The following is a 16,423-nucleotide window of genomic DNA, read 5'->3' on the forward strand; positions in this document are numbered from 1 at the left end:
GACGATGCAAAAAGTACACCCTCTCAAAAAAGCGGCAACTCTCTTTATTGCCGCTTTTTCTTTTTCCTCAATCATCGCTATTGCCGAAACAGCAACCGAAAGAGTACGTATTATCGATAACACCTATGAAACTGAGCTCGATAATGGTTTAAAAGTGATCGTCAGAGAAGATCATCGTGCACCGGTTGTCACTTCGATGGTCTGGTATAAAGTAGGATCGGTAGATGAACCCCGTGGTTTAGGCGGCATCTCCCATATGTTAGAGCATATGATGTTCAAAGGAACCGACACTTTAGGTCCTAATGAGCATTCGATGATTATTGCTAATCTTGGTGGGCGAGATAATGCTTTTACCTCTACTGACTATACCGCCTACTTTGAAAATCTGCCGGCATGGGAGCTTGAAACAGCGCTCAAATTAGAAGCTGATCGCATGCAAAATTTAGAGTTACGCGCTGAAGATTTTGCCCCCGAGCGACTTGTTGTTGCAGAAGAGCGTCGTCAACGCACCGATAGCAATCCTCAAGCACAACTCTATGAAGCTTTTAATGCGAATCTCTTTACCACAAGTGCATATCGTAATCCGGTGATCGGTTGGATGCCGGAGATTGAAGGATGGACCTTAGAAGACCTTGCGAATTGGTATCAACAATTTTACGCACCCAATAATGCAACGGTAGTGATTGTCGGCGATGTGGATCCAGAAAAAACGATCGCACTTGTTGAGCAATATTTTGGAGAGATTCCACCGAGTGAAAATATTACTCGTCCTTACAACTTTGAAGTTGCACAACAGGGTGAGAAGCGGATCGACCTTGCGATTCCCGCTAATATGCCCCTTCTCTTTATGGGGTATAAAGTCCCTAGTATCAATGAAATTGATGCCACAGAGAATCAAGAGGCCGATGCTCTTCTCCTTGCCTCACTCATTTTAGATGGTACCTCCTCATCCCGCCTTCCTAAGCGTTTAGTCCGCGATGAGCAGATCGCCTTAGAAGCAGGTAGCTACTACAACTATGGAGCGCGCTATACAACACCCTTCACCTTTGTAGCGGTTCCGGCAGAAGGGATCTCTCTTGCACAAATAGAACAGGCCTTAAAAGAGGAGATTGCACTTCTTCAAAATGAATTAGCCTCAGAAGAGGAGATTGAACGCATTATTGGCCTCTATGAAGCAGGTAATATCTACAGTAAAGATTCTGTTGCATCCCAAGCGATGTTAATTGGACAAGCAGAGACAACAGGTGAAGGTTGGCAAAATGCAGAGAATCGTGTTGAGCGTCTCAAAAAGGTAACACCAGAGATGATTCGACAAGTGGCCCAAAAATATCTCAATGAGGAGCAAGCCACGATCGCAACGCTCCATCCGCAACAAACGACGATCAAAAACTCGCCAGCAAAGAGAGATGAGAGATCCGATGTAGAGATATCCGATGTAGAGACATCTGATAGGGCGATATCCGACGGGGCGACGCCTGACAGGGAGATCAACATTAAAACGGTCGAGAGCGCTGAAGAGAATTCACCTTCAGAGAAGAGCAAAACTCAAGAGACTCAAGAGACCGCTATCTAATGCTGCTTTAGAAAGGAATGATAATGAGAAAGATTATGAGAAAGTTAATAACAACCCTCCTCGTCACAGTTGCGCTTTTTAGCACCGTAATCGCGCAGGCTGCAACTGATGTTGAGACTTGGCGTACCGATGAAGGTGCTGAAGTCTACTACCTTCATGCACCTGAAATTCCGATGGTGGACCTAATCCTCTCACTAGAGGCAGGATCGATTCGTGAAGGCGATAGCTATGGTTTAGCAGCAATGACTGCCAATATGGTCACCTCTGGAACACAATCGCTCGATGAGGAGGCGCTCCTATTAAAACTCGATCAGTTACAGAGTTCGATAGACGCTTCAAGCTCTACTTACCACACCCTCTTCTCGCTTCGCTCATTGAGTCGCGAGCAACAATTTAACTCAACATTAGAGATTCTCTATGAGATGTTGCAATCTCCCCGCTTTGATGAAAAAGTCTTCAAAAGAGAGGTTGCCCAAGCGATCGATAGTCAAAAAGCACGCCTTGATAATCCCTCTGCGATTGCAAATGAGCTCTACTACGCGGCGCTCTATCCTAATAGCGTGATTGGTGCAACATCAGAGATGTTACAAAATGCTCTTGCAAAGATGAGCCTTGGTGATGTGAAAGCCTTCCAGGAACAATATTACGATGCGCATGGTGCAAAGATTATCTTTGTCGGGGATATCTCTGAAGAGGAAGCGAAGAAAATTGCCGCAAAAATTAGCCAAATTTTAGGTTCTGGTGAGATTCATCCTGCTATGGCACAGATTGAGCCCGTCACTATGGATCTCACCTATGAGCAATATTACAATAGCCCGCAGACACAAGTGATGATGGGCCAGCCCGCTATCGATCGTTTTAGCCCCGATTATCTCCCTTTAATGATCGGTAACCATCTTTTAGGTGGCAGTGGCTTAACTTCGCTCTTGATGACCACAATTCGAGAAAAAGAGGGGTTAACGTATGGTATCTATAGCCGCTTTGCACCCAATTTTTACGAAGGACCTTTCACTATTAGCTTCTCCACTAAAAATGAGAGCGTTGAAGAGGCGATTACTCAGACGAAAGCAGTCGTCAATCAATTTATCAATGAAGGTCCGGATGCAGAGCTATTAGAGCGTGCCAAAAATAATTATATCGGCTCTTTAGTTCTCGATCTCGATAGTAATCTTAAGTTAGCCTATGCCATCTTAAATCTTGCAACTTATGGGTTACCACTCGATTATTATGAGACTTTACCAGAAAAAGTGAGAGCAATTACACCTAAAGAGATTCAGGAAGCCTTTAAACGTCATGTCAACCCCCAGGAGATGACCACTGTGATCGTCGGTGGATATGTCGCTCCCGATAAAGAGACAAGAAAACCCTTTAACGACCAGTAATATTGAGGCTTTAGAGGATTTTTATTAACAAAATAGGGTTATCCCCTCTTATCCCCACAAGCTGTGGATAAGTTTTGGGATAGCCCTATTATATTGTTAACCCTCCCCATAAGAATGCGCCTCTCGGAAATTGAGTAATAATAGCTCAGCACAAAGAGTAACATTGTTCTATATTGATTAGTTCCCCCCAATATTTATCTTCACATCTTCTCTCTCTCTGCATGGTGCTATCCCAATCGCTCGATTGAACTTCTCCTCCTTTGATAACTACCTCCCGCTTCCCAGAAAAAAACGTTACAATAGTTTCCTCTTATCCTCAGATCAAACCTACGGTAGAGTCAAAATCTTATGAATAGAGATCATATTACCCAATTTTTCGCCCAAGATGGGGCATTAAGCCGCGTGATTGATGGCTATCAGCCTCGTGATGAGCAGATTGAGATGGCAGAAGCGATTGCGCTTGCCATTGAGGAGCAAGATACTCTAATCGTCGAAGCGGGAACGGGAACGGGGAAAACTTTTGCCTATCTCGTCCCTGCACTTCTCTCTAAAAAGAAGACCCTCATCTCTACCGGAACGAAGCATCTTCAAGATCAGCTCTATGAGAAGGATATTCCACTCCTTAAAAAGGTGATTAAACACCCTATCTCCACAGCTCTCTTAAAAGGACGCAGTAACTATCTCTGTCTCTATCGAACAAAGACACTACGCGCACGCGGTCGCTTTGAGAATAAGAAGCAGGTTGAACAATTTTTCCGAATTGAGCGTTTCTCCCAACAAGATCCTATCGGCGATATCACACAGCTCTCCGGCATTACAGAGAATGAATTATGGTCTCAAGTCACTTCAACCACTGAAAACTGCCTCCATAATGAATGTCCTGACTATGAGGAGTGCTTTGTCTTTAAAGCGCGTAAAAAAGCGATGGACTCAGATATCGTCGTTATCAATCATCATCTCCTTTGTGCCGATTTAGCACTGAAACAGGATGGTTTTGGGGAGCTTCTTCCCGAAGCGGACATTATTATTATCGATGAAGCCCATCAACTTGCAGAGACTGCCGGACTCTTCTTTAGCACCCAGATCTCTACGAAACAATTTCATGATTGGATTGATGATCTCAATAAAGCCATTGCGGTCGATGCTCCCGATTTCAGTGGTCACGATACCGCTGCGGATGCGCTCTTTAAAGCGCTTACTGAACTGCGTAAAGCACTGCCACAATATAATCAGCGTTATGCTTTAACTGAGTTTTCAGATAATCCCATCATTACCAATCTCTACCAAGAGATCTATGAGATTCTTAAAACATTATTACAGATTGTTGATCCTCTCAAAGTTCGGGCACAGATCTTTGCTAAACTGATCGATCGCTTAGAAGAGCTAACAATGACCTGGAAAATTCTCCTTTTAAGTGAGAAGACCCCTGATTCTATCAATGCGATTAACTGGCTTGAGACCTACACATTCAATATTACATTTCATTCAACGCCACTCGATATCTCTGAACAGTTTCGGAAAAATAGTGGTCTACTCAATGCTAGCTGGATCTTCACCTCAGCAACATTAGCGGTCAAAGATGATTTTAGCTATTTTTGCCGCCCATTAGGTTTATCGAAAAAGAATACACTCAAGTTAGAGAGCCCTTTCGATTATCCTCGAACCTCCCTGCTCTACCATCCTGATCATCTTCCACTACCGAGCGATCCACGCTTTCTCCCAGAGATGATCGATGCCATTATTCCCATTTTAGAGGTCACTAAAGGGCGAGCATTTATTCTCTTTACAAGCTACCGAGCGCTCAATGAAGCGAAAGAGCTATTAGGTCGCAAGACCGATTATCCTCTTTTTGTACAGGGTGATCTCCCTAAAATGCAACTCATTGAGGAGTTTAAAGAGTCCGGCAATGGTGTTCTTTTAGGAACAATGAGCTTCTGGGAAGGGGTCGATGTGAAAGGAGATGCGCTCTCCTGCGTTATTATTGAGAAATTCCCCTTCGCCTCTCCCGGTGACCCCATTGAGCAAGCAAAGATGGATCTCATTCGTGAACAAGGTTATGATCCTTTCAATACTTATCAGCTTCCCAAAGCAATTATTGCGCTCAAACAGGGTGTTGGGCGCCTTATTCGAGATCACGATGATTATGGATTACTGGTGATTGCTGATCCCCGCCTCTCTAAGAGTCGCTATGGAAAACGATTCCTCGATAGCCTTCCTCCGATGACAAAAACCTTAAAACCGGAGAGAATCTCCCGATTTTTTGATTATATCGAAAGTAGAGATAAGGATAAAAAAGGAGGATAAAAAGGAGATTAGAAGAGAGAAAATAGACCAATAGACCAATAAATATTACCGATAGTTATTACTGATATCACCCCATTATCGATATTACCCCCTTTTCCCATAGAGGTTTCATCCCATGAATATCACATTTCTAGGACTCTTCCTGATTGTTGCCGGCTATCTTATCGGCTCACTCTCATCGGCCATTATTCTCTGTAAACTTGCAGGTCTTCCCGACCCTAGAACAGAAGGATCAGGTAATCCCGGCGCAACTAATGTCATGCGCATCGGAGGTAAAAAACTTGCCGCACTAACGCTTTTAGGAGATCTCCTTAAAGGTTTAATTCCGGTCTTGTTAGCAAAAATTTTAGGACAATCTGCGATCGTTATCTCATTGGTTGCCGTTGCTGCCTTTTTAGGACATCTCTACCCGCTCTTTTTCGGCTTTAAAGGGGGTAAAGGGGTTGCTACAGCATTTGGAGCAGTTTTAGGGCTCAATCCATTTGTCGCACTCTGCGCTTTTGGCGTATGGCTACTGATCTTCTTTATCAGTAAAATTTCCTCCCTCTCGGCATTAACCGCGGCAATCTCTGTTCCTTTCTTCCTCTTCTTTTTTAACGCACCAACAGCGATCGTTGGGGCGGTGATCTTTATGGATCTCTTTTTAATCTACCGCCACAAAAGCAATATTGAGCGCCTGTTAAGAGGTGAAGAGGGGAAACTTAAAGCTAAAAAATAGCTCAAACAACTCTCAAGAGAGGTCAAAATAGAATCAACAGAGAGTGTAAGCGCCAAAGCTGACCGGAGAGAGAAAATGATTACTATAAATCAGCCGCTCTATCGGCTATAATAAGACCTATTTAATTGAAAATTCCTATTTTAAGGACAGCATGAAAGAACGTTTACAGAAAGTTTTAGCGAACCTAGGATTTGGTTCACGCCGGGAGATTGAGGGTTGGATTAGCGAAGGCCGCATTAAGGTGAATGGCGAAGTCGCTGAACTCGGTTGCCAAATAGATGGGACAGAGAGTGTCCACCTAGATGATCGCCGAATTTCTATCGACAAAAGCGAACAAGAGCGCCGTGTCTTAATCTACTACAAACCTGTCGGTGAGATTACAACGCGCCATGACCCTGAAGGTCGCCCCACAATTTTTGAGAGTCTTCCCTCTATTCGCGATGGCCGTTGGATTACGGTAGGACGACTCGATATTAATACACAAGGATTGCTCCTTGTGACCAATGATGGTGAGCTCGCGCACCGTTTGATGCACCCCTCTCATGAATTAGAACGTGAATATGCCGTACGTGTGATTGGTGAATTTACCGATGAGATGGCTGACAATATGCGTAATGGTATCGAATTTGAAGATGGTATCTCTAAATTTGAAGAGATTCTCTGGTCAGGCGGTACAGGTGCAAACTTCTGGTATCACGTCACCGTCAAAGGAGGGAAAAACCGTGAGGTTCGTCGCCTTTGGGAATCCCAAGGTTTGATGGTCTCTCGTCTTATCCGTATTCGCTATGGCAATGTGGAGTTACCACCGGGATTACGTGAAGGCCAATTTATCGATATCGACCCAGAAGTCTTAAAAGAGTTAGTTGAGTCTGTCGGTCTTGAACATCAACACGTTGTTCTCGATGAGAAGCAAGAGCGTCAAAGAACAAAAGCACGCCGTATCGGTAGTGTTCAGGAGCGCCGTCGTGAATTGAGTCGCAGTCCGCGCCCAAGAAGTGATGAACGTGGCGAGCGTAGTGATCGCGGTGAGCGCAGTAACTTCGGTCGTAGCAATGATCGTTTCGAGCGCCGTAATTCATCTGATCGCCCTGATAATCGTGGAGATCGTACCAATCGTGGCGAGCGTAGTGATCGCGGTGAGCGTAGTAACTTCGGTCGTAGCAATGATCGTTTCGAGCGCCGTAATTCATCTGATCGCCCTGATAATCGTGGAGATCGTACCAATCGTGGCGAACGCAGTGATCGCGGTGAGCGTAGTAACTTCGGTCGTAGCAATGATCGTTTCGAGCGCCGTAATTCATCTGATCGCCCTGATAACCGTGGAGATCGTACCAATCGTGGCGATCGCGGTGAGCGTAGTAACTTCGGTCGTAGCAATGATCGTTTCGATCGCAGATCATCTGATCGCCCTGACAATCGCGGAGATCGCGCAGGTCGTGGTGAGCGCAGTGATCGTGGTGAGCGTAGTAACTTCGGTCGTAGCAATGATCGTTTTGAGCGCCGTAATTCATCTGATCGCCCTGATAATCGTGGAGATCGTACCAATCGTGGCGAGCGGAGTGATCGCGGTGAACGTAGTAACTTCGGTCGTAGTGATAACCGTGGCCAGAGAGATGAGCGCGATAATCGTAGCTTTGGATCACAAGATTCGCGTCGCCACAATCGTTCAGAAACACGCTCTTTTAACCACGACCGCAACGAAGGTCAACGCGGAGCAGGAAGAGGCAGAGATTCTGGTCGAGACTTCAAACGGGATGGGAATCGCGATTCTGACCGCCGATCTCGCTCATAGCCCCAGATAGCGGGAATATCTTATAAAGATCTTTTGCATTGCAGGAGGTCTTTATTTATTTCTAGCGCTCTCTAAGTTTCAAAGTTTTAAATTTCAAAGTTTTAAGTTTTGAGAAGAGATCTTAAAAATATCTAATAGAATGATCTCTCAAACATCTACTCACCTATAACAATCGATGAGATAGTGCGATTTTAACCGATAAGCATCAGATCAGTCGCCCTCGATAACAATATTAATATTAGCCTTAGTGTTACTATTAATAGCAAAATTGGTATCAAAATTGGTGTCAAGATCGGTATCAAGATCGCCATCATCGAACAAACTAATGAGGATCGTTTATGTCAACGCCATTAGCACTCAAGATAACAGATCTAAAAAAACAGTATCAAAATGGGAAAGTCGCCCTGAAAGGGATCAACTTAGAAGTTAAAGAGGGAGATTTCTTTGCGCTATTAGGACCGAATGGCGCCGGAAAATCCACCACTATCGGTATTATTACCGATCTGGTACAACCTACTTCTGGCCATGTTGAGGTATTTGGGATCGATACCCAAAAAAATCGCAATCTAGCAAAGTCGATGATCGGCTTAGTACCACAAGAATTTAACTTCAATCCCTTTGAACCTTGCGAAGAGATTGTTATCAATCAAGCGGGTTATCTAGGCATTCCTCGCAGTGAGGCAAGAAAACGTACTGCAGAGTTACTCAAATTATTAGATCTTACGGATAAAGCCAAAGTGATGGCGCGAGAACTCTCAGGAGGCATGAAGCGCCGTTTGATGATCGCCCGAGCATTAGTCCATAATCCTCGTCTTCTTATTCTTGATGAGCCGACTGCCGGCGTTGATATCGAAATTCGAAGACAGACCTGGGAGCTGATGAAGCGGGTCAATGCTGCCGGAACAACTATTATTCTGACCACTCACTATTTAGAGGAGGCAGAACAGATGTGTAAAAATATCGCCATTATCAATCATGGAGAGATTGTTCAGCAGAGCTCAATGAGTGCCCTTCTCCGAGAGTTACAATCAGAATCATTTATTCTCGATCTAAGTGCGCCGGCAACAGAACTACCACAAATCCCAGGAATTGAGCTGAAGCTCATCGATCCTATGACCTTAGAGGCGGAGATCACCAAGCCACATACGATCAATGATCTCTTTATGGGGCTCAATACTAAAAATATTAAGATCGACACCATGCGAAATAAAGCAAATCGTTTAGAGGAGCTCTTCCTTCGCATTACCAATGAACCACAAACAACAGGAGCAAAAGATGAGTAACCGCGCTTATTGGATCGCTTTTTATACTATTTTGACAAAAGAGATCTATCGTTTTGTTCGTATCTGGCCACAAACACTGCTTCCGCCACTCATCACAACTATTCTCTACTTCCTTATCTTCGGTAAGGTGATTGGGGATCGTGTTGGTGCAATGGATGGCGTTACTTATGCCCAATTTATCGCACCGGGATTAATTATGATGACTGTGATTAGCAATAGCTATTCCAATGTTGTCTCCTCCTTCTTTAGTGCAAAGTACTCTCACCATATTGAAGAGATGTTAGTAGCACCGGTTCCTAATATTGTGATTATTGCCGGCTATGTTATGGGGGGCGTTGCCCGAGGATTGGCCGTTGGTGGAATTGTCACCATTGTGGCGCTCTTCTTTATCGATATGAAGATCGATAATATCCTTCTGATGCTACTCATCTTCCTCCTCACCTCGCTCGTCTTCTCGCTTGCCGGCTTAATTAATGCCATCTTCGCACGAAGCTTCGATGATATCTCTATTATTCCCACCTTTATCTTAACGCCACTGACCTATCTTGGGGGTGTCTTCTACTCAGTCTCTCTCTTACCTGAGTTTTGGCAAAATATCTCCTACTTTAACCCGGTACTCTATATGGTGAGTGCCTTCCGTTATAGTATTTTAGGAGTTTCCGATATCAATATCTTTACGGCGATTACGCTACTTTTAGGATTTTTTATCGTTCTCTTTTCAGTCGCTTACTATCTGCTACATAAAGGAACGGGCTTAAAATCATAACAGGATCGATATCGTTTCAAGATCGCAAGTGGTAGAATTGTAAGTTAAATTTCTTTTAAAATTCTTTTACAAATATTCATTCTTATCACCACTGCATTCTTGTAACGATCAATCAATAAGGATCTGATAACGTTGAATAAGATTCAATAGAGATTCAATAGAGATTACCTAGAATTACTTTTCTGATTTGAGACTTTTTTATGAAACATCTAAAACTCCTCTTCACGCTCTCTTGCGCTTGGATTATTGCGGCCTGTGCCGGCAATCCTCCTAATCCTTATGACCCTTATGAAGGTTATAACCGAGCGACTTATGAGTTCAATACCGCTATCGATAATGCCATCGCAAAGCCTGTTGCTAAAGGCTACGTTAAGGTCGTTCCTAAAACAGTTCGTACCGGCGTTAGTAATGCCCTTGAAAACTTAGCAGACACACGTTATACCGTTGTTAACTTAACGCAAGGTGAACCTGTTGCCGCATTAGAGAGTCTCCACCGCTTTGTCTTCAACTCAACCTTTGGTCTTTTAGGTTTAGTAGATGTTACAGAACTCTTTAATCTTCCCCCTAAACAGAAGAATGATATGGGCGTTACTTTTGCCAAGATGGGGTGGGCTAATAGTAACTATTTTGTTGTTCCGTTGATCGGCCCATCAACTTCCCGCGATACTGTCGGTGTTGTTGCCGATGTCTTTGCAACTCCTTATGCTTATGCCTTTAATGATTGGGTCAGTTTAGGCGTTTTAGTTGCCGGAGGAATCGACCTTCGGAGTAAACTTCTCGATGTTGAGTCGGTGACAACAACTGCAGCACTCGACCCTTATGTCTTTCAACGTGAAGCGTATCTTCAATTTAGAAACCAACAACTTAAAAATCATGGTGTGAAATATATTCAGTCAGCTCATGAACGTGAATCACTCTATGAAGATGATGAGGAAGATGCAGGACTCTCGATTGCAGAGTTAGCGCGTCAAAGAAATCAATAGAAAGCATTCTACAAGCTCTTTAGAAGGCGTTTAGTCAATTTAGTCGATTGATTAAGCGCCTTTCATTTTCCGATTTCACTCAAAACTTTACTTAAAGTTTCACGTGAAATTTCACTTAAAAATTCACTTAAAAATTTAACTCAAGCGATAAAGGAGTCTTCATGCGTCGCTACGTCAATCAACCCTTAGCTATTGGTGCCGATATTATTTTAGAAGATGAGGATTATAACTATATTGTCCGTGTCTTACGCCATCGCGAGGGTGATTCTATCGTACTCTTCAATGGTGAAGGTGGCGAATATCATGGCATTATCATCGAAATTACAAAACGACACTTAACCGTTCGTCTTAAAAAATATAATCCGATCAATCGAGGGAGTTGTATCAAAATCAATATCCTACAATCCCTTGTCAAAGGGGAGAAGATGGACTTTGTGCTGCAAAAAGGAAGTGAACTCGGCATGCACTCCATCACACCTATTGTGACAGAGCGAAGTGTTCTTCACCTGAAAAAGGAGCAATTACCAAAACGTCTCGAACGTTGGCACCAGATCATCACCGCTGCTTGTGAACAGTGCGGGCTCAATATTCCCCCACAACTTCATGAACCGATTGCGCTTAAAGAGTGGATCGAAAATCACGCTTCTGAAGAGGAGTCACTGCTCATTACGCTCTCCCCTACGGCTGAACAGAGTCTAGGGAACTTTCTATCTAATGATCTAGAAGATGGCGAGACAATGCCGGCATCGATCACCTTTATCATTGGCCCTGAAGGGGGATTAAGTGATGAAGAGATTGAATTACTTCAGAAAGCGGGGGCGCATAGCGTGACGTTAGGACCTAGAATCTTACGCACTGAAACAGCAGCACTCTCCGTGATCTCCACACTGCAAGGAATTATCGGCGATTGGAGTGAAGCAGCAGAACGAACGATCGAGATTGAAAATGATGAATATCTCCAAACCCATGAAGAATTTGATTAAACAGGAGCGTGTAGCATTGCGGAAGATCACTCTTGGTGAGAAAGTGGTAAAATAACCCAATCGATATTATGAGATGGGATTTCAACCCGCAAAAGGAACGTTATGACAAGAGAAGCTCGAATTATCTTTATTATGGACCCTATTGAGTCCCTTCCCGCACAGAAAGATACAACAATCGGCATGATGATGGGCGCAGTGAGTTTAGGACTCCCCATCTACTATAGCCGTCAAGAATCGATCTACCTATTAGATGGCGCTGTCCAAACAACGGCACAGAAGATCAATTTAAAACTCAAAAATGAGCGAGAACTTGCGAGCTTTGAGGATTGGTATCAACTAGATGAGGCTGAAAATATCATCTTTGGAGAGAATGATATTGTCCTTCAACGTAAAGATCCACCCTTCAACATGCACTATATCCATGCCACCTATCTCTTAGAGTTGATGGAGCGTCAAGGTGCTTTTGTCTGCAACCGCCCTGATTCACTACGCGATTGTAATGAGAAGATGTTCACCGCTTGGTTCCCAGAGTTAACGCCTCCTACTTTGGTCTCAAGCCAGAGTGATAAGATCAAAGCCTTTATCGCCCAGCATCACGACACGATCGTTAAGCCGCTCGATGGCATGGGGGGAAGCTCTATCTTCCGTGTGACAGAAAATGATCCTAACTTAAATGTGATCCTTGAAACTATGACGGAGCATAATCAGACCTCCATTATGGTTCAACGCTATATTCCAGAGATTAAGAAGGGTGATAAGCGGATTATCCTCATCAATGGCGTTCCAGCACCCTACCTTCTTGCCCGAGTTCCTGCGGCAAATGAGACGCGTGGAAACCTTGCTGCCGGCGCAACAGGCGTTGTTCAAACCCTCTCTGAGAATGATCGTCTCATCTGTGAAAAGTTGGGGCCTGAGCTTGTAAAACGGGGGCTCTACTTTGTGGGACTCGATGTGATCGGTGATTATCTAACCGAAATTAATGTCACAAGCCCAACCGGTATTCGCCAAATTGATACAGAGACAGGATCCTTTTTAGGACGTGATCTGATCGAAGCGCTGCTCAATCTCTGGCAAGAGCGAAAAAGTAGAGCGTAATTATTTGACCAATTATTTAACCTCTATTCAAGCGTCATTCGAACGCTATTCAAACTCAATTTCAATAGAGTTCATGGCGCTCATAGAGTTCAAATCTATGCTACCCCTCGATATAAGGGCTATCTAAAATATCAAGATCGAGATAGATCAATAGAGATCAATAGAGATTAAAATAGGTCAAAATAGAAAAAGATAGGAGCAAAGATAGAATGCCGATCATATCGATATCTATCTCTGCACTTACCGATTCATTTCGATTTATCTCAACTCATCTCAAATTATCTTAATTTACCCAAATTTTAATTAACTCTCTCTATTTGATAGAAGGAATCGTATGTCACTCAATCTCCAATCGCTACTTCAACGTTTAGAAAAAATCGTCAATATCCCCTCACCATCAGGCTATACAGAAGAGGCTCTTGCGGCAATCTTTAGTGAGTTAAGCCAGTTTGATCTCCCCATTGAGATAACCAATAAAGGGGCGATTATTGCCAAAGTAGAAGGTCAAGAGAAGAATCGAGCACGCCTCCTGACAGCCCATGTCGATACATTAGGGGCAATGGTGAAAGAGGTTAAGAGTGATGGTCGCTTAAAACTGACAAAAATTGGGGGCTTTAACTGGAATGCAGTAGAGGGGGAGTATTGCCAGATCCATACTCGAGATGGCAAAACATTTACCGGTACCATCTTAATGCATGAGACCTCCGTCCATGTCTATCAAAAAGCGGGAGAGCTTCCCCGTGATGATCACCATATTGAAGTACGCCTCGATGAGAAGAGTCGCTCTAAAGAGGAGACGCTTGAGCTAGGGATTGCGCCGGGAGATTTTGTCTCATTCGACCCTCGCTTTCAATATACAGCGAGCCAATTTATTAAATCTCGTCATCTTGATGATAAAGCGAGCGTCGCCCTACTTCTCTCTCTCCTTGAGTGGCTCACAACCGCTGAAATCCCTCCCTATACGCTCTACTTCTACTTCTCTAATAATGAGGAGATCGGTTTTGGTGGAAATGCCTCTATTCCTGAAGAGGTCGTGGAGTATCTCGCTGTTGATATGGGGGCAATAGGTGATGGGCAGACAACCGATGAGTACTCCGTTTCAATCTGCGCAAAAGATTCATCAGGGCCCTATCACTATGCTCTCACAAATCAGATGATCACCTTAGCAAGAGAGAATAAGATTCCACATCAAGTCGACATCTACCCTTTCTATGGATCCGATGCTTCTGCGGCAATTCGTGCCGGATATGATATTCGCCATGCTTTAATTGGCCCAGGTATTGAATCCTCCCATGCACAAGAGCGAACACATATCGATTCGATGATTGCCACCTTCGATCTGCTCAAAGCTTATGTTTTTGCAGAGATGATCGACTAGTGATACCACTATTTAATCATCGGCTATCGAATATCAATCATCGAGTATCAAATATCGAAAGGTGATGGCTGATGGTTGATGGTTGATCACTGATGAGTGAAGATAGAGAAATAGAATAGATGGTAATCCATCAGTAAAAAAATAGAACCGCTTAAAAAATAAAGGATAATTATGTTACGTTCCATGACGGGATTTGCCCGCCAAACCACAACTAGCGATATCGGCCAATTGAATCTTGAGATTCGCAGTGTTAATAGTCGCTATCTAGACCCTACTTTCAAGATGCCGGAGCTCTTAAGAGCTTTAGAGCCAGAATTGAGGGAGCGTTTGCAAAAAGCAGTATCTCGCGGAAAGGTTGAGGTCGGTATCCGTATCAACTTTGATGATGCAGAGAGCCATCATCTTACCTTTAATGAACAAGCTGCAAAAGAGATCTTAGCGATCCATGAGAGCGCAAATGCCCTTTTAGGAAAAAAAGGGGAACTTACCGCGCTAGAGCTGATTCAACTTCCCGGCGTTATGCGCCCTACTTCTCTCGATGCCGAATCGATTAAAGGGAAGCTATTTGAGCTCTTTGATCACGCGATTATCGCCTTTTTAGCCAATAGAGAGCGTGAAGGTGAAAGATTGAAAGAGATGATGCTCGATCGCCTCAGCCAGATGGAAGTATTAGTTGAAAAAGCTAAAGAGCAACGTCCGATCGCGATTGAGAAGATTGAAGAGCGTCTCCTCTCTCGATTAGAGAAATTAGAGATCGAACATGATCCGCAACGCTTTGAACAAGAGCTTGTCTATATCACTCAACGTCTCGATATTGATGAAGAGATTGATCGTTTAACGGCACATATTGCAGAGATGCGAGATGTCTTCAATCGCAAAGAGCCGGTAGGACGCCGACTCGACTTCCTTACCCAAGAGCTCAATCGCGAAGCGAATACTTTAGGCTCAAAGTCACAAGATGTGATCCTCACACAGATCGGTGTTGACCTCAAAGTATTAATTGAGCAGATTCGTGAACAGATTCAAAACATCGAGTAAGCGAAAACATTATTCCCATCATCTCTATTCAATGTTATAATAGCTCACTTTAAAGCGCCTATAGCTCAGTTGGATAGAGTGTTGGTTTCCGAAACCAAAGGTCAGAGGTTCAATTCCTCTTAGGCGCGCCATTTAGTGTTTAAAGCGGTTTAATAGAGTTAACTTAATTCTCATTAAACCGCTTTTTTACTGCCTTTTCAAAGATCAGAGTTAATTCTTGTTTTATCCTGTTTCGTTTACTCACTGAACTTTTTACGGCATATTTTACGGTATCAAACACTCTATTTACATTTATACCGTAAACTACGGTACTAACACTCAAAAAATGGCCCTATAACTCCATATAACATAAGGCTTCTATCATCTACTTAGCCAAAAGAATCTTAACTATTTTCAAAAGATCTAATGTCATTCCTGGCAGACTTCATAGACAAATGTGACACAAAAGAGAATAATGAAAGAGCGCTTAAAGAGGCGGGGATCTCGCTATCTAATACAAAAAGGAGGAAATATGGAGATCGAAATTACTCGGAAAGATGAGCAGAGGTTATCAGGATTTTATTTTTATATTCAAGATGTATCTCATGAAATAAGAATATCTATTCAAAATTTGATAAATAACAAAGACAAAACTCCAAATACTCTACCCCAAAACGAGGCTCTTGTTTTTTATGCATCTCTAAGAATAGCACTAAACACTATCGCTATAGGCATATGTAAAGTGTCTGAGGCAATTGAAGCTAAGGATATCAGTAGACTGCTAAACAGTCTTTCCATAGAGAGCGCGGAAAATTTAAAAAATTTTAAAAAAAAGTATTACTTGGAGGATATTAAAGAATATAGAAATACTTATGCAGTCCATCCGCTCAATAAAGATAAAGAGTTTCCATCATGTTTGGAACTAACTCGCACATTAGAAAAGGCATTAAAACTTAAAATGTTGAATAACAGCAATACATCTATTGACTGTATTCTAGACTCGCTTGAGTATATTCATGGGAAAAAAAATGGCAACGGGCTTTTATGTATAATCAGCAAGCTTGGACGCGAGCTACAAAAAAAAATAAATTTAGTTAGACCTTAAAACAAAATACCCCCTCGATTGAGACTCTTCTCTACCTATATCAC

Annotated in this window: 13 protein-coding genes and 1 tRNA gene; all 14 read left to right on the top strand. The window is 43.1% G+C overall.

The window, feature by feature from the left end:
- Positions 1-4 precede the first annotated feature (4 nt).
- The 14 genes from B9T19_RS06920 to B9T19_RS06985 all read left to right on the top strand — a co-directional run bounded on the left by B9T19_RS06920 (position 5) and on the right by B9T19_RS06985 (position 16,379).
- Positions 5-1,573 carry a pitrilysin family protein gene (locus B9T19_RS06920; RefSeq protein WP_094567894.1) on the top strand — a complete coding sequence of 523 codons (1,569 nt, stop codon included), beginning with the start codon at positions 5-7 and terminating at the stop codon, positions 1,571-1,573.
- 35 nt (positions 1,574-1,608) lie between these two features.
- Positions 1,609-2,955 carry a pitrilysin family protein gene (locus B9T19_RS06925; protein ID WP_094567964.1) on the top strand — a complete coding sequence of 449 codons (1,347 nt, stop codon included), beginning with the start codon at positions 1,609-1,611 and terminating at the stop codon, positions 2,953-2,955.
- Between the two features lie 348 nt (positions 2,956-3,303).
- Positions 3,304-5,259, top strand: coding sequence for an ATP-dependent DNA helicase (locus tag B9T19_RS06930; protein WP_094567895.1), 1,956 nt, complete (start codon positions 3,304-3,306; stop codon positions 5,257-5,259).
- Between the two features lie 115 nt (positions 5,260-5,374).
- Positions 5,375-5,977, top strand: a complete 603-nt coding sequence (gene plsY, locus B9T19_RS06935) for a glycerol-3-phosphate 1-O-acyltransferase PlsY (protein WP_094567896.1) — start codon at positions 5,375-5,377, stop codon at positions 5,975-5,977.
- Positions 5,978-6,128: 151 nt separating this feature from the next.
- On the top strand, positions 6,129-7,769 hold the full coding sequence (rluB, locus tag B9T19_RS06940; RefSeq protein ID WP_094567897.1) for a 23S rRNA pseudouridine(2605) synthase RluB: 1,641 nt from the start codon (positions 6,129-6,131) through the stop codon (positions 7,767-7,769).
- 338 nt (positions 7,770-8,107) lie between these two features.
- Entirely contained in the window at positions 8,108-9,052 is a 945-nt protein-coding gene (locus tag B9T19_RS06945; protein WP_094567898.1) for an ABC transporter ATP-binding protein, read from the top strand.
- Positions 9,045-9,818, top strand: coding sequence for an ABC transporter permease (locus B9T19_RS06950; protein ID WP_094567899.1), 774 nt, complete (start codon positions 9,045-9,047; stop codon positions 9,816-9,818). Before B9T19_RS06945 ends, B9T19_RS06950 begins: the two co-directional genes overlap by 8 nt.
- A gap of 200 nt (positions 9,819-10,018) precedes the next feature.
- On the top strand, positions 10,019-10,801 hold the full coding sequence (locus B9T19_RS06955; protein WP_094567900.1) for a VacJ family lipoprotein: 783 nt from the start codon (positions 10,019-10,021) through the stop codon (positions 10,799-10,801).
- Between the two features lie 161 nt (positions 10,802-10,962).
- Entirely contained in the window at positions 10,963-11,784 is an 822-nt protein-coding gene (locus tag B9T19_RS06960; RefSeq protein WP_094567901.1) for a 16S rRNA (uracil(1498)-N(3))-methyltransferase, read from the top strand.
- 102 nt (positions 11,785-11,886) lie between these two features.
- Complete coding sequence (gene gshB / locus B9T19_RS06965) at positions 11,887-12,879, top strand: glutathione synthase (RefSeq protein ID WP_094567902.1); 993 nt, start codon at positions 11,887-11,889, stop codon at positions 12,877-12,879.
- 334 nt (positions 12,880-13,213) lie between these two features.
- A complete protein-coding gene (locus B9T19_RS06970; protein ID WP_094567903.1) occupies positions 13,214-14,257 on the top strand; it encodes a M42 family metallopeptidase in 1,044 nt (347 codons plus the stop codon).
- Between the two features lie 171 nt (positions 14,258-14,428).
- Positions 14,429-15,295 (top strand): YicC/YloC family endoribonuclease, encoded by an 867-nt coding sequence (locus B9T19_RS06975; RefSeq protein ID WP_094567904.1) that lies wholly within the window; start codon positions 14,429-14,431, stop codon positions 15,293-15,295.
- Between the two features lie 54 nt (positions 15,296-15,349).
- Positions 15,350-15,426 (top strand) — tRNA-Arg (locus B9T19_RS06980).
- Between the two features lie 323 nt (positions 15,427-15,749).
- Positions 15,750-16,379 (top strand): integron-associated HEPN domain-containing protein, encoded by a 630-nt coding sequence (locus tag B9T19_RS06985; RefSeq protein WP_094567905.1) that lies wholly within the window; start codon positions 15,750-15,752, stop codon positions 16,377-16,379.
- Positions 16,380-16,423: the final 44 nt, after the last annotated feature.

This window comes from Ignatzschineria sp. F8392 (genome assembly GCF_002252045.1).
Classification (GTDB): domain Bacteria; phylum Pseudomonadota; class Gammaproteobacteria; order Cardiobacteriales; family Wohlfahrtiimonadaceae; genus Ignatzschineria.